We start from the raw sequence: 20,186 nt of genomic DNA, 5'->3' as shown, positions 1-20,186 counted from the left end.
GATGAAAATAAGACTAAGACGGGCGTCAGAGCGATGGGCTGTGAATTGCCATGCTACCCGAAATAAAAAGCAAACGCCCGAACGTTGTCGCGCCCGGGCGTTTTTTCAGCAACACTTTGTTGAATGCATCAAGCGCGGCTGGTCAGTACTTTGTCGATCAGGCCATATTCGGCCGCTTCGTCGCCGGACATGAAGCGGTCGCGATCGGTATCCTTGTGGATCTGCTCCATCGTCTTGCCGGTGCGCTCAGCCAGGATCTGGTTGAGACGCTCGCGCAGGTACAGGATTTCCTTGGCCTGAATTTCAATGTCGGAAGCTTGCCCTTGCGAGCCGCCCGACGGCTGGTGAATCATGATGCGCGAGTTCGGCAGCGAGAAACGCTTGCCCTTGGTGCCCGCTGCAAGCAGGAAAGCACCCATGGACGCAGCCAGGCCCGTACATAACGTAGACACGTCAGGTTTGATGAAGTTCATCGTATCAAAGATCGCCAGGCCGGCCGAAACCGATCCGCCGGGCGAGTTGATGTAGAGCGAAATGTCCTTGTCGGGATTTTCGCTCTCGAGGAACAGCAGCTGGGCCACGATCAGGTTGGCCATCTGGTCGTTGACCGGGCCGACCATGAAAATCACGCGCTCCTTGAGCAGGCGCGAATAAATGTCATAGGCGCGCTCGCCACGACCACTCTGCTCCACCACCATCGGCACGAGGCCGAGAGCGTGGGTATCCAATGCCGGATTATGGTTCATTGCTGTCATTTCCTTTAGTAAGGGCTGGCCCGGGCATGTACCGGGGCTTAAGCTTGTGCCTGGCTTCCCATCAATTCGTCGAAAGCCACATCTTTGGTGGTGACTTTCGCACGGCTGAGCACATAGTTGACGACGTTTTCTTCTAATACAAGGGCTTCGACTTCCGACAGGCGGCGACGATCGCTGTAGTAGTACTTGAGCACTTCGCGCGGGTCTTCGTAACTTTGCGCGAAATCTTCGATTTGCGCCTTGACCTGCTCGGCGGTAGCCTGCAGCTTGTTGTCTGCAACCAACTGCGACAAGATCAGGCCCAGGCGCACGCGGCGCTCGGCCTTGGCGGCGAATAATTCTTGCGGGAATGGCATGTTTTTCACCTCCATGCCGCGCTGCGCCATGTCCTGGCGGGTCATTTCGGCCAGACGCTCGGCGTCCTGGGCGATCATCGCCTTCGGCACTTCCATGTCGACGACAGCCACGAGCGCGTCCATGACGGCTTCCTTGTTGCGCGCCTTGACGCGGCCGGCGACTTCGCGCTCAAGGTTGACCTTGATATCCGCGCGCATCTTTTCCAGGTCGCCGTCTTCCATGCCCAGCGTTTTGGCAAATTCTGCATCGACTGCCGGCAGGTGCGCCCACTCGAGCTGCTTCAGGGTGATGGTGAAGTCGGCAGTTTTGCCGGCCACGTCCTTGCCATGGTAGTCCTCAGGAAAAGCCAGCGGGAACGTCTTGCTCTCGCCAACTTTAAGGCCGATGGTGGCCGCTTCGAATTCCGGCAGCATGCGCCCTTCGCCCAGCACGAATGCATAGTCTTCCGCTTTGCCGCCCGGGAATTCAACGCCGTCGATGACGCCGGTAAAGTCAACCGTGACGCGGTCGGCAGCAGCTGCGATCGGCTCGCCGCCGTCGCCGTGTTCGCCAGCCACGCCCTTGGGGTGGTAGTGAACGCGCTGCTTGCGCAGGATGTCGATGGTTTTTTCGATTTCGGCTTCGGAAACGTCGGCCTTGACGGTTTCGATCTCGACGCTCGAGAGGTCGGAGATGACGACGTCCGGATAGACTTCGAAGGTGGCGTCAAAGGAGAGCACGCCTTCAGGACTGTCTTCCTTTGGTACGATATTTGGGTAGCCGGCCACGCGCAACTGATTGGTGTTGGCAGCTTCGCTGAAAGCGCGGCCAACCTTGTCGTTCAGGACGTCGGACTCGATCTGGTAGCCGTACTGCGCGGCGACCATCTTCAGAGGAACTTTACCTGGACGAAATCCCGGCGCTTTGGCCGTTTTGGCCTGTTGTTTCAGGCGCTTTTCGACTTCCGTACGGACGTCAGTCAGCGGAAAAGAGATCGTCAAGCGACGTTCGAGTTTACCCAGGGTTTCGACTGCAGTTGCCATTGTAAAAATCGTCCAAAAAAAATGAATTAAATTCGTGGTGCGAGGAGGGGGACTCGAACCCCCACACCATTGCTGGCGTCAGGACCTAAACCTGGTGCGTCTACCAATTTCGCCATCCTCGCGGGATCGCAGCTTGCACTGCCTGTGTCCGTCATGAAAACACAAAGGGCGCCCGATGATGAGACCGGCCGCCCTGCACTGCCTTTGTTAGGGGCTACAACATCAACCCGGTATTTTACTGGATTTTCTGACCATATAGGGATTTTTCCAAACCGTCCCGAAACACCGCGAAACACCGGGGTCAGACCACTTTTTCCCTACAACCAGGGTCAGACCACTTTTGCCACCTTGCGATTTACATCTGGAACAAGTGGTCTGACCCTGGTTTTCAAGCAAAAGTGGTCTGACCCTGGTTTTCAAGAAAAAGTGGTCTGACCCCGGCTGCCTTCTGCGTTCAGGTCATGAACACGGAGTTCTGGTCGAGCGCCGAGATGCCCGGCAGCGGTTTCTTGACCCGGAACCAGGCGGCGTACAGCGCCGGCAAGAACAGCAGCGTGAGCGCCGTTGCCACCACTAGCCCGCCCATGATCGCCACCGCCATCGGCCCCCAGAAAACCGATCGCGACAGCGGAATCATCGCCAGCGCGGCAGCTGCCGCCGTCAGGATGATCGGCCGGCAGCGCCGCACCGCCGCCTCGATCACGGCATGCCACGGCGGCGTGCCGTTGGCAATATCGGCTTCGATCTGGTCGACCAGAATCACCGAGTTACGGATGATCATGCCAAACAGCGCGATCACGCCCAGGTTGGCGACAAAACCGAACGGGCGCCCCAACATTAACAGCGCCATCGCCGCGCCCGCAATGCCCAGCGGCCCGGTCAGAAACACCATCAACGCGCGCGAAAAACTGTGAAGCTGCAGCATCAGCAACGTGAACACGATGAACAGCACCAGCGGCACATTGGCGGCAATCGACGCTTCGGCCGCCTTGCTGTCCGCTTCGGCGCCTTCCAGGTTGATGGTGTAGCCATTGGGCAGCGTCTTGCGCAAGGCGCTCAAGGCGTCGCTCACCTGCGCCGACACGGTCGGCCCCTGGATGCCGTCGATCACGTCGCACTGCGCGGTAATGGCCCACTCGCGCCCTTCGCGCCACACCACGCCCGGCTCCCACACAAAATGCGCGCGCGCGATCTGCGAGATGGTCACCGACTTGCCCGACGCGGTAGGAATGTTGGTGTCGTTGAGCACCGAGATGGTGGCGCGCTCCTCGAGCGGCTGGCGCACCACGATGTCGATCAGCCGGTTCTCTTCGCGGAACTGGCCGATCGTGGTGCCCGACAAAATCGTGTTCGCCGCGCGCATCACCGTTTGCGACGTCACGCCCAAAGCGCGCAACTTGTCCTGGTCCAGGTCAAGCCGCAGCACTTTGACCGACTCGTTCCAGTTGTCGTTTACGCCGGCCGTGTTTTTATTTGCGCGCATGATTTCCTTGACCTTGTCGGCCAACTCGCGCGTGGTGGCAATCTCCGGCCCCGAGACGCGAAACTGCACCGGATACGGCACCGGCGGCCCGTTCGGCAGCAGCTTGACGCGCCCGCGCACGTCGGGAAAATCGTTCTTGAAGACGTCAACGATGCTCAAGCGCAGCTGTTCGCGGCTCTTCACATCCTTGGCCAGCACCACGATTTGCGACACGTTCGACTGCGGAAAAATCTGGTCCAGCGGCAGATAAAAGCGCGGACTGCCATTGCCCACATAGCTAGTCACGCTTTCCACGTTTGGCTGCTTTTGCATGTACGCTTCGAATTTTTTTGCCTGCGCTTCGTTGGCCTTGAACGTGGTCCCTTCGGGCATCCACATCTCGACCATCAGCTCAGGCCTGCTCGAATCGGGGAAGAACTGCTTCTCGATGAAAGTAAAGCCAAACACGCCGAGAAAAAACACCGCCAGGCTGAGGGCAATGGTCGTCTTGCGCCACTCCACGCACCAGGTGACGACATTGCGAAAGCGCTGAAAACCCGGCGTGTCGAACATGTCGTGCCCCGCTTCGCCGCCGGCGTGCGGCTTGACCTTCAATATCAAAAAGCCGATGTAGGGCGTGAAGTACACCGCCACCAGCCAGGAGATGATCAAGGCCAGCGCGTTCACCGAAAACATCGAGAACGTATATTCGCCGGCGGCCGACTTGGCCAGCCCGATCGGCAAAAAGCCGGCCGCCGTGATCAGGGTCCCGGTCAGCATCGGCATGGCGGTGGAGGTGTAGGCAAAAGTGGCCGCGTCAAAGCGCGACATGCCCTCCTCCATTTTGCGCACCATCATTTCAACGGCAATGATGGCGTCGTCGACCAGCAGGCCGAGCGCGATGATCAGCGCGCCGAGCGAAATTTTATGCAGGTCGATATCGAACAGGCGCATGAACAAAAACGTAATGGCCAGCACCAGCGGAATGGTCAGCGCCACCACCAGGCCGGGGCGCATGTCGAGCCGCAGCGGCTTGGTGTGCAGTCCGAGCGCGACGAAGCTCACAATGAGCACAATGGCGATCGCCTCGATGAGCGTGTGGATAAATTCGCTGACCGAGGCGGTGACGGCGCGCGGCTGGTCCGACACGCGGGCAAGTTCGATCCCGACCGGCAGCTTGGCTTTGATTGCCGCCACCGTCTTGTCCAGCTCCTTGCCCAGCACGATGATATTGCCGCCCTTTTCCATCGACACGCCAAGGCCGATGACTTCCTTGCCGTTAAAGCGCATCTTGTCGATCGGCGGATCCTGGTACTCGCGCTTGATGGTGGCAAAGTCGCCCAGCCGGATCGTGGTCTGCCCTGCCCTGAGCTCCAGGTTTTCCAGGTCTTTTACCGTCATCAAGGCGCCCGTCACGCGCACCTGCAGGTCGTCGGTGGGCGTGACCAGCACGCCGCTCGACTCCACCGTGTTCTGGGTGGCGATCTGGTTGGCGATGACTTCGAAGGGCACGCCCAGCTGCGCGAATTTTTTATGCGAGAACTCGATGTTGATCTTCTCGTCCTGTACGCCAAACTGCTCCACTTTGGACACCAGCGGCACGCGCAGCAGTTGCTGGCGCACGAAGTCGGCGTACTGCTTCATCTCGGCGTAGGTAAAGCCGTCGCCCGAAATGGCGAAGATGGAGCCGAAGGTGTCGCCAAATTCGTCATTGAAAAACGGCCCGATCACGCCCGGGGGCAGCGTGGGCCGGATATCGCCCATTTTCTTGCGCACCTGGTACCACGAGGTGGCCGTTTCCTTGGGCGGCGTCGACTCGCGCAGCTGCACCAGGATGATGGTTTCGCCCGGCTTGGAGTAGCTCCTGATCTTGTCGATGTAAGGCGTCTCCTGCAGCTTTTTTTCGAGCTTGTCGGTCACCTGTTCGGCCATCTGCACGGCGGTGGCACCCGGCCAGATGGCGCGCACGACCATGATGCGGAAGGTAAACGGCGGATCTTCATCCTGCCCCAGGTTCATGTAGCTGATGATGCCGCCCAGCAGCAGCGCGGCCATCAGGTAGCGCGTCAGTGCGATGTGTTCGAGGGCCCAGCGCGACAGATTGAAGCCGCCCTTCATTGCGCGATCCCGCCCGACGCCGGCTGTTCGGCCGCCAAAATCTTGACCTTTTGCCCCGCCTTGAGCAGGTTCACGCCCGCCGTCACCACCGTCTGGCCAGCCGTGACGCCGCCCACCAGGACCACTTCATTGCCGGCGGTGCCGCCGATCTGCACCGGCACCAGCTTGACGGCGCCGTTTTCGACCAGCCACACCGAGGTCGTCGCCTTTTCATGGAACAGGGCCGTGAGCGGCACGCGGATCATGGGCGCCGCCGTGCTCGAGGCAAACTGCACCAGCGCCGTCATGCCCAGCTTGACGTCCAGCGCGCTGTCGGGAATCGCCACCTTAACCGCATACGTGCGCGTGGCGGCATCGGCCACGGGCGAGACTTCGCGCACCTTGCCGGGAATGACGACGTTGGGGTTGGCCCACAGGCGAACGGTGACGTCTTGCACCTGGCGCAGCGTATCGACTTTGTCTTCCGGCAGGCCGATGACGATTTCCTTGTCGCCCGCCTTGGCCACCCGCACCACTGGCGTGCCGGGCAACACCACCGAGCCGACGTCGGCGTCGACGGCGGTGACCACGCCGTCGATGTCGGCCACCAGCGTGGCATAGCCGGCCTGGTTGGACTGGCCAAAATAGCCGGCCTGCGCGGCGTCCACATTGGCCTGGGCCGCCTTCCATGCCGACAGCTTCTGGTCCAGCACCGCCCCGCTGACGAAATTTTTGATGCGCAGTTCCTGGTAGCGTTTCAGTTCGGCCTTGGCCAGGTCGCGCGATGTTTCCGCCGCCGTCAGCGTGGCCTTGGACTGGGCCTGCGACAAGCGCAAATCCTGCGGATCGAGCTGCATGAGTATCTGGCCGCGCTTGACCACGGTGCCGGGGTCCACTTTGCGGGCGGTGATCTTGCCGGGCACGCGAAACGCCAGGCGCGATTCGACCCGGGAGCGCACTTCACCGGCAAATTCGGCATTGATGCCGACATTGCTGGAGGTCAGCACGAGCACCCGCACCGGGCGGATATCTTCCACCTTTGCCGCTTCCTTGGCACAGCCGCCAAGCAAAAGAAGGTGGAGGAGGAGCAGGTTTTTTAGGGCAAGCACTGGTTTTCCTTTACTATGCGTGGGGCTTGGGCAACCCGGCGCCGGGACGAAATGCATGATGCTACTACTCGTACGGCAACTACAGCTAACTGACTTTTCGGTTATTAATTACAATAGTACAAACATTGCTCGCAAGCGTCCTTAGATTCTCATGCCCGTCGATCATTACGAAAATTTCCCGGTAGCTTCTGTATTGCTGCCCAAGCGGCTGGTGCCGGCCGTCGAAGCCATCTATGCCTTTGCCCGCAGCGCCGACGATATCGCCGACGAGGGCGACGCCCTGCCCCATGAGCGCCTGGCCGCGCTGGGTGCCTATGAAGCGGCGCTGGCCTCGATCGGCCGCGGCGAGCAGCAGCCAGAACCCATGTTTGCGCGCCTGGCCGGCGTCATTGCCCAGTACGGCTTGCCGCTGCAACCGTTTAACGATTTGCTGTCGGCCTTCAAGCAGGATGTGGGCACCACCAGCTACGCCACGTTCGCGCTGTTGCTCGACTATTGCCGCCGCTCGGCCAACCCGGTCGGCCTGTTGATGCTGCATCTGTATGGGGCGGCGACGCCGGGCAACGTGGCCGAGTCCGACGCCATTTGCTCGGCCCTGCAGTTGATCAATTTTTTGCAGGATGTGGCGATTGACCGCGAGAAGCAGCGCATTTACGTCCCCTTGGACGACATGCAGCGCTTCGGCGTGACTGCCGCCCAGCTCGACGCGGCCAACGCCGATGCCAGGTTCCAGGCCATGATGTTTTTCGAGGTAACGCGCGCGCGCGCGCTGATGCTTGCAGGCGCGCCGCTGGCCAAGCGCCTGCCCGGGCGCATTGGCTGGGAACTGCGGCTGGTGGTTCAGGGCGGGCTGCGCATCCTGCAGGCGATCGAAGCGGTGCAGTTCGACGTATTTCGGCGCCGCCCCAAGCTCAAGGCGCGCGACTGGATCGTGATTATGTGGCGCGCCTTGTGGATGTGAATGGACACGCGAATCTGGCATCTGATTGCGCCATGTGAACCAAAAACCAACACCGCGCGCCCTCGCATGGGGCGCGGCGCTATAGAATAGCGGCTTCGCCCTGCCCACTATTGCATTTCTGACCATGTCCCCCGACGAATACTGCCAACAAAAAACCGTCCAGAGCGGCTCCAGTTTCTACTACAGTTTCCTGTTCCTGCCGCCCGAGCGCAGGCGCGCGATCACGGCCATGTACGCCTTTTGCCGCGAAGTGGACGATACGGTGGACGAGTGCACCGACCAATCCATTGCCCGCATCAAGCTGGCCTGGTGGCGCACGGAAGTGTCAACCATGTACATGGGCACCCCCACGCACCCGGTGATGCTGGCCCTGCAGCCGCACCTGGCGCTCTACAATCTGCAGGAAAAGCACTTGCAGGCGATCATCGACGGCATGGAAATGGACCTGGACCAGACCCGCTACCTTGATTTCCCCGCCATGCAGCGCTATTGCTGGCACGTGGCCAGCGTGGTGGGCATTTTGTCGGCCAGCATTTTTGGCGTGACCAATCCCAAGACGCTGGAATACGCCGAAAAGCTGGGCCTGGCTTTCCAGCTCACCAACATCATCCGCGACGTGGGGGAAGACGCGCGCAAGGGCCGCATTTACCTGCCGGTCAACGAGCTGCAGCAGTTCGGCGTGACGGCGGCCGACTTGCTCAACGCGCGCCACAGCGACAAGTTCGAAGCGCTGATGCGCTTCCAGGTCGAGCGCGCAAAAAAGGTCTACGACGAAGCGTTCGCACTGCTGCCGCAGGCCGACCGGCGCGCCCAGCGTCCGGGCTTGATGATGGCCGCCATCTACCGCACGGTGCTCGACGAAATCGAGCGCGACAACTACCGCGTGCTCACGCAGCGCATCTCGCTCACGCCGATCCGCAAACTGTGGCTCGCGTGGAAAACCTATATTCGTGGCTGACAGCGTGAAAACGGCAGCCGTGATCGGCGGTGGCTGGGCCGGCTGCAGCGCGGCGGTGGAGCTGGCCCGCGCCGGCTACAAGGTCACCCTGTTCGAGGCCGCGCGCACGCTGGGCGGGCGCGCGCGCGCGGTCGAAGCGAATGGACTGACGCTCGACAACGGCCAGCACATTTTGCTGGGCGCGTACACTGAAACGCTGCGCCTGCTGCGCCTGGTGGACATCGATCCGGCCAGCGCGCTGCTCAATGTGCCGCTGCAGATGCGCTATCCGCCGGCCGGCCAGGGCATGGATTTCATCGCGCCGCGCCTGATCGCGCCGCTGCACCTGGCCGTGGCGCTGCTGCGCGCCAAGGGGCTCACGCGCGCCGACAAGATGTCGCTGGCGCGCTTTTCAACCACGGCGCGCTGGATGGACTGGCGCCTGCACGTTGATTGCAGCGTGAGCGAACTGCTGGAGCGTTTCGACCAGACCGACCGCTTGATCGCACTGATGTGGCGTCCGCTGTGCCTGGCGGCGCTGAACACGCCGCCCGAGCGCGCGTCGGCGCAGGTGTTTCTCAACGTGCTGCGCGACAGCCTGGGCGCGCGCCGCGCCGCCTCCGACATGCTGTTGCCGCGCACCGACCTGACGGCGCTGTTCCCGGCCGCCGCCGCCGCTTACATTATCGCGCGCGGGGGCATGGTGCGCACCGGCGCCAAGGTCGGCGCGCTGTCGCCAATAGCGCCGAGCGACGGCCGTTGGCAGGTGGAAGCGACCGGCAATCAAGTGGACGGCAACTGGAGCGTGCAGGTGGACGCGGCAGTGCTGGCCGGCGGCGCGCCGTCAAGCGCCGTACTACTGGCCAAACTTGGCAAACAAGAACTGGCGACGGCACTGATGGCCTTCGAGTACGAACCGATCACCACCTGCTACCTGCAATACGGCCTTGGCACGCGGCTGGACCTGCCCTTTTACGCCTTGCTCGATGACCCGGCCAGCGGGCGCTGGGGACAGTTCGTGTTCGACCGCGGCCAGCTCGAATTGGCCCAGCCAGGCCTGCTGTCGGTGGTGGTCAGCGCCTCATCCCAGGCCGGCGCGCTCGAGCGGCACGCCTTGAGCGGCGCCATTGCCGAACAATTGGCGCACGCGTTTGCACGCCCGGAACTGGCCACGCCGGCCTGGAGCCAGGTGATCACCGAAAAGCGCGCCACCTTTGCCTGCACGCCCGGCTTGCAACGGCCCGCGATTGACGTTGGCTTGCCAGGCCTGGCGCTGGCCGGGGACTACACCGCGAGCGACTATCCGGCCACGCTGGAGTCGGCCGTGCGCAGTGGCGTGGGCGCCGCCCGCCTGGTGCGGACACGCTGAAAGGCGCGTCCCTTCCCCTGATGCGCCACGGCGCCGTCGCGCTATCCGGTCGTCTGCCCCCTGAAAGACGCAGACTGTCGCATGCACATGGCCAAGAGCGCGCCCTTTTCGTACAGTCGCACCATCGATACTGATACCTGAAGACGGGATTGCAAAATGGACATCACTCTGGGATTGCGCGCCTTGACCCTGCTCGCGTTTGTCGCAGCAGCGACCGCCGTGATTGTTCTTACCCCACTGAGCCACTGAGCCACTGAGCCACTGAGCCATTGAGCCATTGAGCCATTGAGCCATTTCTGAACGCACGCAACCGAGAAGCACATCATGGGCAAAATTGACTACCTGGACGCGCTCAAGCGCGCCATGACCGGCCTGGCGCCGGCAACGCAGGCCCAAACGCTCGCCTTTTACGAGCAGCGCTTTGTGGACGGCGCGTTGGCCGGGCGCAGCGAGGCCGACCTGGCCACCGAACTGGGCGACCCGAAAAAAATCGCCATGACGCTGCGCGCCAGCGTGCACATGCAAGCTTTTGAAACGCGCAAGAACCCGGCCAACTTCGTGCGGGTGGGCTTTGCCGCGATCGGCCTGTTGATCTTCAACCTGGTGATGGTGGTGCCGGCCGTGGTCTATGCGGCCGTGCTGGCATCGCTGTACGCGCTTGGCCTGGCGTTGTATTTGTACGGCGTGGTGATCACGGCCAGCGGCCTGTCCGGCGCCACTGAAGTCAAGCTCGACGGCCCGTTCAAGAGCATGGTGATCCATGACGACGACAACAATGACGAGCGGCGCGACGGCGAACGCCAGACCAAGGTCGCCATCAGCGGCGGCAACATCCAAATTTACACGGAACCGGTAGCCGGCGCGCTCAACAAGGCCACCGCGGACGCCGCCGACGCCGAAGTGGACGACAGCGAAGGCAAGCAAACCATCCGCGCGCTGCGCCGGGCCGAACAGGTCGCCACCATCGGCGTCAAGTTCAATACCGAAATGGATGAGGCTTCGCGCACCACCCAAACCTTTTTTGGCTTTGGCCTGGTGCTGGGCGGAATCCTGATGCTGCTGCTATGCCTGATGGTCACCCGCTATACCTTCATCGCCGCCCGGCGCTACATCGAAATGAATTTCTCCCTGCTCAAGGGAAACTGAGGAAACCATGCGCACCTTACTCAAGATCGGTTCGGGACTGCTGCTGCTGGCCTTTGTGCTGATCGGCCTGACCTTTTCCATGCTGCGCGCGCAAGGCGTAAACACCCGTAGCCAGAGCGAAGGGCGGGAACTGGCCAGCGAAACGCGCACGGTCCCTGCCACGGTGACGGAAATTAACGTCAGCGGCGCGGTTGACTTGACGCTGCGCCAGGGCGCGGTGCCGGCGCTGACGGTGCGCGGCGAGCAGCGCCTGCTCGGCAACGTGGATACCATGGCCGATGGCAGCGCGCTGCAGATCGCCGTCAAGGGCATGCTGCTGCACAAGCGCCTGCCGCTGCAAGTCATTCTGGTGCTGCCGACCATTGATACGGTGCGCATCAAGGGCAGCGGCGAGAGCACCATCAATGGTTTTAGCGGGGAGCGCCTCAACGTTGTCTTAGACGGCTCGGGCCTGGTCAAGTTCAACGGCCGCTTCAAGGAAGTCCATGCGCAGGTGCGCGGCAGCGGCGACATGGAAGTCAATGGCGGCGCCAGCGACACGGTGGATGTGGCGCTGTCCGGGTCCGGGCAAATGACGGTTGTCGGTTCGTGCAAGCAATTCAAGGCCAGCCAGACCGGCTCGGGCAGGCTCGACGCAGAGCATCTTGCGGCCGACGCTGCAACAATCGAACTGCACGGTTCGGGCAGCGCGTCGGTTCAGGCGTTCAAGAGTGCAGAAGTGACCGTGCGCGGCAGCGGCGACGTCAGCGTGCTGGGCAATCCTGGCGAGCGCGTTGTCAGCCGCACCGGCTCGGGCGACGTCACGTTCAAATAAGGCCGCGCGCGGCCAGCCAGGCCAGCGCGCCCTGCCCTGCGGCACGCCCGCTGGCAAAGCAGGCGGTGAGCAGGTAGCCGCCGGTCGGCGCTTCCCAGTCGATCATTTCGCCGGCGACGAACACGCCGGGGATGGCGCGCAGCATGCCGCTGGCGTCATCGATCCCTTCGAACATCACGCCGCCCGCGCTGCTGATCGCTTCGTCGAGCGGGCGCGTTCTGGTGAGCACGACCGGCAGCATTTTCAGCGCTTCGGCCAGGCGGTCGGTGTCGGCGAATTCGGCCGCCGACAGGCATTCGCGCAGCAAGCCCGACTTTAAGCCCTTGATGCCCAGCCGGCTTTGCAGGTGGCTCGCCATCGAGCGCGCGCCACGCGGCCGCGTGACTTCGGCATGCACGCGCGCGGCGCTGAAGTCCGGGACCAGATCCAAATAGATGGTGGCGCTGCCGGCGGCGGCGATCTGCTCGCGCAGCGCGGCCGACAGCGCATAGATTAGGCTGCCTTCAACGCCGGTGGCGGTGATCACGAACTGGCCCTGGCGGCGCACCTGCGCGCCATGTGCGTCGGTGGAGGTGATGGCCACCGTGGTCAAGGGCGCGCCCGCATGGCGGCTGCTGAAATGCGCGCTCCAGCCGGTGTCGAAGCCGCAATTGGACGGCATCAAGGGCGCCACCGGCACTGCGCGCTGGTGCAGCAGCGGCACCCAAGCGCCGTCCGAGCCCAGCCTTGCCCAGCTGCCTCCGCCCAGGGCCAGCACCAGCGCGTCGGCCTGCACCCGCAGCTCGCCGGTGGGCGTGGCAAAGCGCAGCGTTTCCTGATCCCAGCCCAGCCAGCGATGCCGCATGTGCAGCTGCACGCCGGCGCCGCGCAGCCGGTGCAGCCAGGCGCGCAGCAGCGGCGCCGCTTTCATGTCGGCCGGGAACACGCGGCCCGACGTGCCAACAAAGGTGTCGACCCCGAGTTGGTGGATCCAGCTGCGCACGGCAGCAGCGTCGAACGCTTGCAGCCAGGGCGCGACCTGTGCGTGGCGCGCGCCGTAGCGCTGCACGAACGCGGGATACGGTTCGGCATGGGTGATGTTCATGCCGCCCTTGCCGGCCAGCAGGAATTTGCGGCCCACCGAGGGCATCGCGTCATACAGGTCGACCTGCAAGCCGCCCTGGCTGAGGACTTCGGCGGCCATCAGGCCTGCGGGGCCGCCGCCAATGACGGCAACGCGCGGTGGAGAGGAAGACTTGGCAGGCATGGCATGGCTCGAATAACAAGGTGAGCATTGTAGTCCAGAATACTGTCTCAAAAAATATGTAAAGCTTACTTGACACCGCTTGCGAAGCTGCCTACTATGTAAAGCATACTTTACAACAAGGAGCAACATGATGCACGAGAAAACGGTAAGCCGCGCCTACCTTACGGAGATGGCGGCCGGCTTTGCGGTGTATGGGATCATTCTGGTGGGAACGATCAAGTTCGGACGCCCGATGGCCGAGGGACCGCTGCGCACGGTCGTTTTGATGCTCCCCATGCTCGGCTTTCTGGGCGTGGTATGGGCGATCGGGCGCCACCTGATGCGGGTCGATGAGTACATTCGCAAGTTCACGCTGGAAAACATCGCCATCGCGGCAGCGGTAACCGCGGCCGCCACCTTTACCTACGGTTTTCTGGAGACCGCCGGCTACGAAAAGCTGTCGATGTTCACCGTATGGTGCGTGATGGGCGGAACCTGGTGGGGCTCGACTGTCGTTCGCGCCTTTATGAACCGATGAACAACACCATCCGAACACTGCGGGCAGAGCTGGGCTGGAGCCAGGCCCATCTCGCCGACCTGCTGAGCGTGTCGCGCCAGACGGTGAACGCCATCGAAACCGGGCGTTACGACCCCAGCTTGCCACTCGCGTTTGCCATTTCCAGACTTTTTTCCCGGCCCATCGAGGCTATTTTTACACCTGACCAGGAGGCTTCATGATTGCCCGTCTTATTCTTGCCGCAGCACTGTGCGCCAGTGTTCCCGCATTTGCCGCCGAAACCAACCGCTACGCCGCGACGGCGGTGCCGGTGGAACGCTTCGAGGTCGGCGCCACGTTAGTCGAACGGCACGGCAGCAAAGGCACGCCGCTGATCCTCATTCCGGGCCTGGCCAGCGGACCCTGGGCGTTCCAGGACACGATCGGCCAGTTCAGCAAGGAGCACGTGATCTATGTGCTGACATTGCCCGGTTTTGATGGCCGGGCGGCGGTTGACGGCAAGGGCATGGCGGCGGCGCAGGAATCGGTGCGCGCGCTGATCGAAACGCGCAAGCTCAAGCTGCCGGTGCTGATCGGGCACAGCCTGGGCGCGACCATGTCGCTGACGCTGGCCGCGGCGCACCCCGACCTGGTGCGGGGCGTGGTGGCGATCGATGGTTTGCCGGTGTTGCCGGGAACTGAAAATTGGCCGCCGGAACAGCGCACCCAAATGGTCGCGATGCTCAACAGTCCCAAGCCGGTGCCAACGGCGCAAGCGTTTGCGGCCCAGCAGCAGCAATACATGCGCGGCACCGGCACGCTGGACATGGCGCGCGCCGACGAACTGGCCAAGCTGAGCGGCAAGAGCGACCCGGCAGCCGTCATGCGCTACATGGCTGACGGCGTGGCGATCGACTTGCGCAGCGCGCTGCCGGCCATCAAGGTGCCGGTCCTGGTGATTGCGCCGTATTCGCCGGTTGACGCGGGGCAGCAGCCGCTGGATGAAGCGGGCAAGGCGGCGTATTACACCTCGCTGATGCAGGGCACGCCACATGCGACGGTCAAGATAGTGTCGCCGGCACGGCATTTTGCGATGTTCGACCAGCCGCAGGCGGTGGGTGAGGCGATTGCGACGTATTTGAAGGCGCTGCCGCAGTGAGTTGATACCTGCGCATCGCGCCCCGGACGGACGGGCTGATCTGGCACGACATTCGTGATCGGCACCGTTGCGAAAGGAAGGACGGTGCAGCAGTCCTGCATCGTTCACACGAAGTTTCATGCTCGCATGAAACTATACCTGCAAACAGCTCGCCCCCACATCGTTGTTCTCTTGTGCGCGTTCGCAGCCTTCGCGATTTCTGTCGGGCCGACCGATCTCAACGCGCTTTACGACACCCTCGTTCGCGAGGACGATGTGGTCAAGCGTTCTCAAACACAGGGTCTGGCGCTTTTATTGCGCCCCCCGTTAATGCCGACGCTGCAACGGGGCCATCAAGCACCTGTCCAGCGACAGCGCCATGTACGCGTAACTGTTGGCGATGCACCTGCCTAACAGGGTCGCATAGGCTGGCTCGGCCTTGCGACCGATCAGCGAACACACGATTTCAAGCGCCTCCCAGGGGTGCGTATCGTCGTAATGCGCATGCATCTTCAGCCAGCGCATGCCCTTTCTGCGCTCATCTGGATCGAACGAATTTTCGTACGTGTCGGAGGCGCAGATCCGTGTTGACCACTCCCCCGTTGCACCTTCAATCGCCAGGTTGGTCGCCGCCATGCTGGTGGCGAGCGAATCGCGCTCGCAGCTGTGCCAGCACCAGTGATTGAGCGCCTGGCTTTCAACGGACACGTCGGCATCAAACAGCTCGTCGCGCGAAACGCCGCTGGCGATGGCCCACTCGACCCAGTGATCGGCATGGTTCTGCTCGACCCGGATGTTTTTCATCAGGTATTTGCGCGCCATGTTCTCGGCCACTGAACGGCCGTACTTGACCTTGCAAAGATTGACCGCCATGTACTGCGGGAACTGCTCGATGACGGGCCAGCCTCCCACAAAAAATTGATACACGGCGTCGGCCGGCAAACGCGCCTCGCGGATCATGTCGAACAGCTCATGGTTGACCACTTTCTGTTTGACGCCTTCCGCCGACAGCATCATGTCTTGCGCCCACTCGGGGTAGCTGTCCAACGCCATCAGCGGGCCGCTACGGATGAATTCATTTTCTTTCATGACATGGCCTTTGGCTGCATTAACTAACTAAGACATGTCTGGTGCGCGATAGTTGCACGATGAGCCCGACAAACCGACAATTTTGCATTCATTTGCCCGCCGCATGAACGCTTGCCCTTGACCGGTTGTCTACTACTTTATTCAAGTTATGGCACGTTCCAGGGAGACTGGGACAAACATGCAAGCTACTACCGAAAGCGCTGTCGTCAACTTCTGGATCGCCCCCAACGGCAAAATCGCGACCTGGAACGACGCCTGCGCACAGTTGCTCGGCTACGCCACGCGCGACATCCTCGCGCGCCCGCTGGAGCGCCTGTTGCCGCACTCAGCGCAGCAACGCCTGGCCAAACTGCTGGAAGCGGCGCGCGAAGCGCCGGTGACGGTCGAGTCCGACCTGATGCACGCCGACGGCTCGGTGGTACCGGCGGCGCTGACGCTCGCGCCCCAATGCCGCAAGACCGGCCGCCTGTGCGGCTTTGGCGCCCTGCTGCGGGCCGGCCGCATGCATGGCGGGGCGGCAGCCGCGCTGTGCGAACACGACCTGCTCTCGCGCACGCCGCCGGGCGAAGTGATCGACCTGTTGCCGGGCACGTTCTACATGATCAATCCGGCCGGGCGGCTGGTGTTGTGGAACACCTGGGTCGAACGGGCCACCGGCTTGTCGTACGCCGAAGTGGAAGCGACTGCGGCCATCGACCTGTTTCCGCCGGACGAACGCGCGCTGGTGCAGTCCCGCATCGAGCAAGTGCTGCAGCGCGACGGGCCCGTCGTGGTCGAGGCAAGCCTGCTCTCGGGCGGCGGCGCGAGCACGCCCTTCCTGTTTACGGGCACGCGCATCCTGGTCAATGACGTGCCCTATGTGTGCGGCATGGGGCTGGACATTTCCGAGCGCCGCAAGCAGGAAGAACAGCTGCGCTTGCGCGAACGGGCGCTGCACGCCAGCAGCAACGGCATCGTGATCGCGCGCTACAGCGGCCAATCGCATCCGATCGAGTACGTCAACCCGGCCTTTGAGCGCATCACAGGTTACCGCGCCGCCGACATCGTGGGCACCAATTGGGAGCACGTGAGCGCGCTGATGTCCATTCCGGGCATCGACGACGACCAGCACGCGCTGGCGCGCGCCGCCATTCGCGAGCGGCGCGAAACGCGCGTCACGTGCCGCCACTTGCGCAAGAACGGTGAAATCTTCTGGAACGAGATGACGGTCGCGCCGGTCGTCAACGAAAGCGGCGCCGGCACCCATTTCATCGGCGTCATGAACGACGTGACCGAATCGAAGCAGCGCACCTCCTTCCTCGAACACGAAATCAACCACGACATGCTCACCGGGCTGGCCAACCGCAACCTGCTCTGGGACCGCCTTGAGCAAGCCATCCACATGGCCCAGCGCAGCAAGGCGCTGGTGGCCACCATTCTGGTCGACCTTGACAACTTCAAGGTCATCAATGACACGCTCGGCCATGAAGCCGGCGACGAAGTGCTGCGCGTGGTGGCGCGCAAAATGCTCGGTTCGGTGCGCGAGAGCGACACCGTGGCGCGCCTGGGCGGCGACGAATTCGTGCTGGTGCTGGTCAACCAGCCGTCGCTGCGCTACACGCTGCGCATGATCGAGCGCCTGCGCAAGGGCATGGAAAACGCGGTCACCATCGACGGTCGCGAAGTGGCCGTGCAGGCGAGCATGGGCGTGAGCGTTTTCCCGCATGACGGCGCCAACGCGGGCGAACTGATCCACGCGGCCGACACGGCCATGTACCACGCCAAGCTGGCCGGCCGCAACGATGTGCAGTTTTTTTCGCACGACATGAAGGTCGCCACCGACGCCAAGCTCAAGCTTGAAACGCATATGCGCCACGCGCTCGAGAACGATGAAATGTTCCTGGTGTTTCAACCCAAGCTCTCGCTCAAGACCGGAAAAATCGTCGGCGCCGAGGCGCTGCCGCGCTGGCGCCACCCCGAACAGGGTCTGCTGCTGCCAGCCTCGTTCATCCTCGAGGCAGAGGAAAACGGCGCCATCGTGCCGTTCGGCGAATGGGTATTCAACCGCCTGTGCGAAGTCATGCAGCGCCTCAAGCAGCTCGGCTTCCAGGGTTTGGTGATGTCGATGAACGTGTCGTTTCGGGAACTGAACCAGCGCGGCTTCATTGCCCTGCTGGGTGAAAAGCTGCGCCAGTCGGATCTGGCCCCCGAAACGTTCGAGCTGGAGATCAGCGAAGCGAACCTGCTGCGCAATGCCGAACTGTCGCAGCGCATCTTTACCGACATCGCGCGCCAGGGCATCCGGCTGACGGTCGATGAATTCGGCGCCGGGGTCTCCAGTCTCAAGAACCTGAACGCGCTGCCGGTGACGAACCTGAAGATCTTCAAGTCCTATGTGGGGCGCCTGACCACCGACAACCTGAGCGACATGATGGCCAAGACGATCATTGGCATCGGCCACCTGATGAACATGGGCGTCATCGGCGAAGGCGTGGAAACGCCGGGCCAGCGCGATTTTCTCAAGCAAAACGGGTGCGACCAGGTGCAGGGTAACTACTTCAGCCAGCCGGTGCCGCTGCCAGCGTTCGAGCTGCTGCTGGCCGACGCGAGCTTTGCGGCAGGCTAAAAAAACAGTTGGCGCGCAGTGACACCGCGCTTTTTGCAGAGGTTTGGGGCCGATACCGACGCATCTCTGCCTGCGGCTAGCCGCCTGTCACCGGCGGGAAAAATGCGACTTCGCAGTCCTGCGCCAATGGCGTGTCGCTGCTGCACATGACATGGTTGAGCGCCGTGCGCAGCGACTTGTCGCCCGCGAGCGCCGTGGCCCACACGCCGCCGCGCTGCACCAGCAGCAAACGTACATCCTCGACCGTGGCAGCGCCTTCCGGCAGCGCGAGGTTTTCCTGGGACGTGCCGAGCTGCTCGCGCACGCTGGCAAAAAAACGCAGCGTAATTTTCATGAAGTCCTAGTACAGTAATTCGTTAAACGGGATAAAGCGCACGCTGTCGCCGGGCACGATGATGCGGCCGGGCGGATTGTCGACCAGGCCGTCGCCCCACACGGTCGAAGTCAGCACGCCGGAGCCCTGATTGGGAAACAGCTCCAGGCCGCCCCCGTCGTTGATGCGCACGCGCAGAAATTCGTTGCGGCGGTCCGCCTTGGGCCAGCTGAAGTCCGCGCGCATGGCAAAGGCGCGCGGCGCCTTGACGTTCGCCACGCCTTGCAGGCGCAGGATAAAGGGCCGCACGAACAATAAAAAAGTGATGAAGCTCGATACCGGATTGCCGGGCAAGCCGATAAAAAAAGCGGGATCGCCGTCGCGGTCTATCTCGCCAAAGGCAAGCGGCTTGCCGGGCTTGACGGCGATCTGCCACATGTTCAGGCGTCCTTGTGCTTCGACCGCAGGCTTGATATGGTCTTCTTCGCCCACCGACACGCCGCCCGAGGTGATGATCAGGTCATGCGCGCGCGCGGCCTGGCGCAAGGTGTCGCGCGTAGCTGCCAGCGTATCGGGAACGATGCCAAAGTCGGTCAGCTCGCAGCCGAGGTTTTCCAGCAGGGCGCGCAAGGTGAAGCGGTTCGAATTGTAGAGCGCACCGGGCGCCAGCGCCTCGCCCGGCATGACCAGTTCGTCGCCGGTAAAAAAGACGGCAACGCGCAGCTTGCGGAACACCTGCAGTTGCGCCAGTCCGATTGACGCGGCCAGGCCCAGCTCCTGGCTGCGTAGGCGCGTGCCCTGTTCCAGGATGACGGCGCCGCTGGCGATGTCTTCACCCGCCCGCCGTATCCATTCGCCGCTCTGGGGCGCATGCCTGATGATGACCTTGCCTTCGCCCGCTTCACACTGCTCCTGCATCACCACCGCGTCGGCGCCGTCCGGAATCATGGCGCCGGTGAAGATGCGCGCCGCGCAGCCTGGCGCGAGATAGTCGCCCACCTGGCCGGCCGCGATGCGCTGCGAGACGGTCAAGACGGCGCTGCCGCCGGCACAGTCGGCGGCGCGCACGGCGTAGCCATCCATTTGCGTATTGTCGGCCGTGGGCACGTCGATGCCCGACACCTGTGGCGCGGCCAGCACGCGACCGTTCGCCGCCAGGGTCGCTACCAGTTCGCTCTCCATGCCGGCACCGGGGGCAAGCGCCGCACGCGCCATGAACGCGAGCGCCTCCTGCACCGACAGCATCGGTGGGCGCGCCGGGCGCTGTTCGCCGGCGCTCATGTCCCTGTCG

Annotated in this window: 17 protein-coding genes and 1 tRNA gene; 9 read left to right on the top strand and 9 right to left on the bottom strand. The window is 62.8% G+C overall.

Annotation, left to right across the window (positions count from 1 at the left end; genetic code table 11):
• Positions 1–128: 128 nt before the first annotated feature.
• The 5 genes from clpP to ACP7BV_RS22530 all read right to left on the bottom strand — a co-directional run bounded on the left by clpP (position 129) and on the right by ACP7BV_RS22530 (position 6,802).
• Entirely contained in the window at positions 129–746 is a 618-nt protein-coding gene (clpP, locus tag ACP7BV_RS22550) for an ATP-dependent Clp endopeptidase proteolytic subunit ClpP (protein ID WP_426106977.1), read from the bottom strand.
• 47 nt (positions 747–793) lie between these two features.
• The gene (gene tig / locus ACP7BV_RS22545) at positions 794–2,134 is read right to left on the bottom strand and encodes a trigger factor (RefSeq protein WP_426106976.1); all 1,341 of its coding nucleotides are present in this window, start codon (positions 2,132–2,134) and stop codon (positions 794–796) included.
• A gap of 35 nt (positions 2,135–2,169) precedes the next feature.
• Positions 2,170–2,256, bottom strand: a tRNA-Leu gene (locus tag ACP7BV_RS22540).
• A gap of 332 nt (positions 2,257–2,588) precedes the next feature.
• Positions 2,589–5,714 carry an efflux RND transporter permease subunit gene (locus ACP7BV_RS22535; protein ID WP_426106974.1) on the bottom strand — a complete coding sequence of 1,042 codons (3,126 nt, stop codon included), beginning with the start codon at positions 5,712–5,714 and terminating at the stop codon, positions 2,589–2,591.
• Positions 5,711–6,802 (bottom strand): efflux RND transporter periplasmic adaptor subunit, encoded by a 1,092-nt coding sequence (locus ACP7BV_RS22530; RefSeq protein ID WP_426106973.1) that lies wholly within the window; start codon positions 6,800–6,802, stop codon positions 5,711–5,713. The genes ACP7BV_RS22535 and ACP7BV_RS22530 overlap by 4 nt, the downstream gene beginning before the upstream one ends.
• A gap of 151 nt (positions 6,803–6,953) precedes the next feature.
• On the opposite strand from ACP7BV_RS22530, the gene hpnC reads away from it, so the two are divergent.
• From hpnC to ACP7BV_RS22505, 5 genes are all read left to right on the top strand, one after another.
• Positions 6,954–7,763, top strand: coding sequence for a squalene synthase HpnC (gene hpnC / locus ACP7BV_RS22525; protein WP_426106971.1), 810 nt, complete (start codon positions 6,954–6,956; stop codon positions 7,761–7,763).
• Between the two features lie 124 nt (positions 7,764–7,887).
• A complete protein-coding gene (gene hpnD, locus ACP7BV_RS22520; protein WP_426106969.1) occupies positions 7,888–8,721 on the top strand; it encodes a presqualene diphosphate synthase HpnD in 834 nt (277 codons plus the stop codon).
• 4 nt (positions 8,722–8,725) lie between these two features.
• Positions 8,726–10,069: a hydroxysqualene dehydroxylase HpnE gene (hpnE, locus tag ACP7BV_RS22515; RefSeq protein ID WP_426106967.1), complete on the top strand. Its 1,344-nt coding sequence runs from the start codon at positions 8,726–8,728 to the stop codon at positions 10,067–10,069.
• Between the two features lie 324 nt (positions 10,070–10,393).
• Entirely contained in the window at positions 10,394–11,215 is an 822-nt protein-coding gene (locus ACP7BV_RS22510; protein ID WP_426106965.1) for a DUF1700 domain-containing protein, read from the top strand.
• A gap of 7 nt (positions 11,216–11,222) precedes the next feature.
• Positions 11,223–12,029, top strand: coding sequence for a GIN domain-containing protein (locus ACP7BV_RS22505; RefSeq protein WP_426106963.1), 807 nt, complete (start codon positions 11,223–11,225; stop codon positions 12,027–12,029).
• Here the strand turns inward: ACP7BV_RS22505 and ACP7BV_RS22500 are convergent.
• A complete protein-coding gene (locus tag ACP7BV_RS22500; protein WP_426106961.1) occupies positions 12,022–13,275 on the bottom strand; it encodes a TIGR03862 family flavoprotein in 1,254 nt (417 codons plus the stop codon). The two genes, ACP7BV_RS22505 and ACP7BV_RS22500, sit on opposite strands and share 8 nt — an antisense overlap.
• A 127-nt stretch (positions 13,276–13,402) precedes the next feature.
• On the opposite strand from ACP7BV_RS22500, the gene ACP7BV_RS22495 reads away from it, so the two are divergent.
• From ACP7BV_RS22495 to ACP7BV_RS22485, 3 genes are read left to right on the top strand one after another with little or no spacing between them, the layout of a single operon-like run.
• A complete protein-coding gene (locus ACP7BV_RS22495) occupies positions 13,403–13,792 on the top strand; it encodes a hypothetical protein (RefSeq protein ID WP_426106960.1) in 390 nt (129 codons plus the stop codon).
• Entirely contained in the window at positions 13,789–13,992 is a 204-nt protein-coding gene (locus tag ACP7BV_RS22490; RefSeq protein ID WP_426106958.1) for a helix-turn-helix transcriptional regulator, read from the top strand. The genes ACP7BV_RS22495 and ACP7BV_RS22490 overlap by 4 nt, the downstream gene beginning before the upstream one ends.
• Entirely contained in the window at positions 13,989–14,909 is a 921-nt protein-coding gene (locus tag ACP7BV_RS22485) for an alpha/beta fold hydrolase (protein ID WP_426106957.1), read from the top strand. Before ACP7BV_RS22490 ends, ACP7BV_RS22485 begins: the two co-directional genes overlap by 4 nt.
• 306 nt (positions 14,910–15,215) lie before the next feature.
• On the opposite strand, the gene ACP7BV_RS22480 is transcribed toward ACP7BV_RS22485, so the two are convergent.
• Entirely contained in the window at positions 15,216–15,977 is a 762-nt protein-coding gene (locus ACP7BV_RS22480; protein WP_426106956.1) for a TenA family transcriptional regulator, read from the bottom strand.
• A gap of 178 nt (positions 15,978–16,155) precedes the next feature.
• Between ACP7BV_RS22480 and ACP7BV_RS22475 the strand changes: the two genes are divergently transcribed.
• Complete coding sequence (locus ACP7BV_RS22475; protein WP_426106954.1) at positions 16,156–18,582, top strand: sensor domain-containing protein; 2,427 nt, start codon at positions 16,156–16,158, stop codon at positions 18,580–18,582.
• Between the two features lie 76 nt (positions 18,583–18,658).
• Here the strand turns inward: ACP7BV_RS22475 and moaD are convergent, their stop codons facing one another.
• Positions 18,659–18,916 carry a molybdopterin converting factor subunit 1 gene (gene moaD, locus ACP7BV_RS22470; RefSeq protein WP_426106952.1) on the bottom strand — a complete coding sequence of 86 codons (258 nt, stop codon included), beginning with the start codon at positions 18,914–18,916 and terminating at the stop codon, positions 18,659–18,661.
• 6 nt (positions 18,917–18,922) lie between these two features.
• The gene (gene glp, locus ACP7BV_RS22465; protein WP_426106951.1) at positions 18,923–20,176 is read right to left on the bottom strand and encodes a gephyrin-like molybdotransferase Glp; all 1,254 of its coding nucleotides are present in this window, start codon (positions 20,174–20,176) and stop codon (positions 18,923–18,925) included.
• Positions 20,177–20,186 lie beyond the last annotated feature (10 nt).

It is taken from the genome of Massilia sp. TSP1-1-2, from assembly GCF_049896185.1.
Taxonomy (GTDB): Bacteria; Pseudomonadota; Gammaproteobacteria; order Burkholderiales; family Burkholderiaceae_D; genus Telluria_A.
Note: the sequence above shows the minus strand (reverse complement) of the source record. Positions and strands in the feature narration are given on the sequence as shown.

Excerpts from the sequence above, each read along its gene's own strand:
- ACP7BV_RS22490 (WP_426106958.1), top strand. The coding sequence starts at position 13,789 with ATGAACAACACCATCCGAACACTGCGGGCAGAGCTGGGCTGGAGCCAG.
- glp (WP_426106951.1), bottom strand. The coding sequence starts at position 20,176 with ATGAGCGCCGGCGAACAGCGCCCGGCGCGCCCACCGATGCTGTCGGTG.
- hpnC (WP_426106971.1), top strand. The coding sequence starts at position 6,954 with ATGCCCGTCGATCATTACGAAAATTTCCCGGTAGCTTCTGTATTGCTG.
- hpnD (WP_426106969.1), top strand. The coding sequence starts at position 7,888 with ATGTCCCCCGACGAATACTGCCAACAAAAAACCGTCCAGAGCGGCTCC.
- ACP7BV_RS22480 (WP_426106956.1), bottom strand. The coding sequence starts at position 15,977 with ATGAAAGAAAATGAATTCATCCGTAGCGGCCCGCTGATGGCGTTGGAC.
- ACP7BV_RS22535 (WP_426106974.1), bottom strand. The coding sequence starts at position 5,714 with ATGAAGGGCGGCTTCAATCTGTCGCGCTGGGCCCTCGAACACATCGCA.
- clpP (WP_426106977.1), bottom strand. The coding sequence starts at position 746 with ATGAACCATAATCCGGCATTGGATACCCACGCTCTCGGCCTCGTGCCG.
- moaD (WP_426106952.1), bottom strand. The coding sequence starts at position 18,916 with ATGAAAATTACGCTGCGTTTTTTTGCCAGCGTGCGCGAGCAGCTCGGC.
- ACP7BV_RS22500 (WP_426106961.1), bottom strand. The coding sequence starts at position 13,275 with ATGCCTGCCAAGTCTTCCTCTCCACCGCGCGTTGCCGTCATTGGCGGC.
- ACP7BV_RS22510 (WP_426106965.1), top strand. The coding sequence starts at position 10,394 with ATGGGCAAAATTGACTACCTGGACGCGCTCAAGCGCGCCATGACCGGC.
- ACP7BV_RS22485 (WP_426106957.1), top strand. The coding sequence starts at position 13,989 with ATGATTGCCCGTCTTATTCTTGCCGCAGCACTGTGCGCCAGTGTTCCC.
- tig (WP_426106976.1), bottom strand. The coding sequence starts at position 2,134 with ATGGCAACTGCAGTCGAAACCCTGGGTAAACTCGAACGTCGCTTGACG.
- ACP7BV_RS22475 (WP_426106954.1), top strand. The coding sequence starts at position 16,156 with ATGCAAGCTACTACCGAAAGCGCTGTCGTCAACTTCTGGATCGCCCCC.
- ACP7BV_RS22505 (WP_426106963.1), top strand. The coding sequence starts at position 11,223 with ATGCGCACCTTACTCAAGATCGGTTCGGGACTGCTGCTGCTGGCCTTT.
- ACP7BV_RS22495 (WP_426106960.1), top strand. The coding sequence starts at position 13,403 with ATGATGCACGAGAAAACGGTAAGCCGCGCCTACCTTACGGAGATGGCG.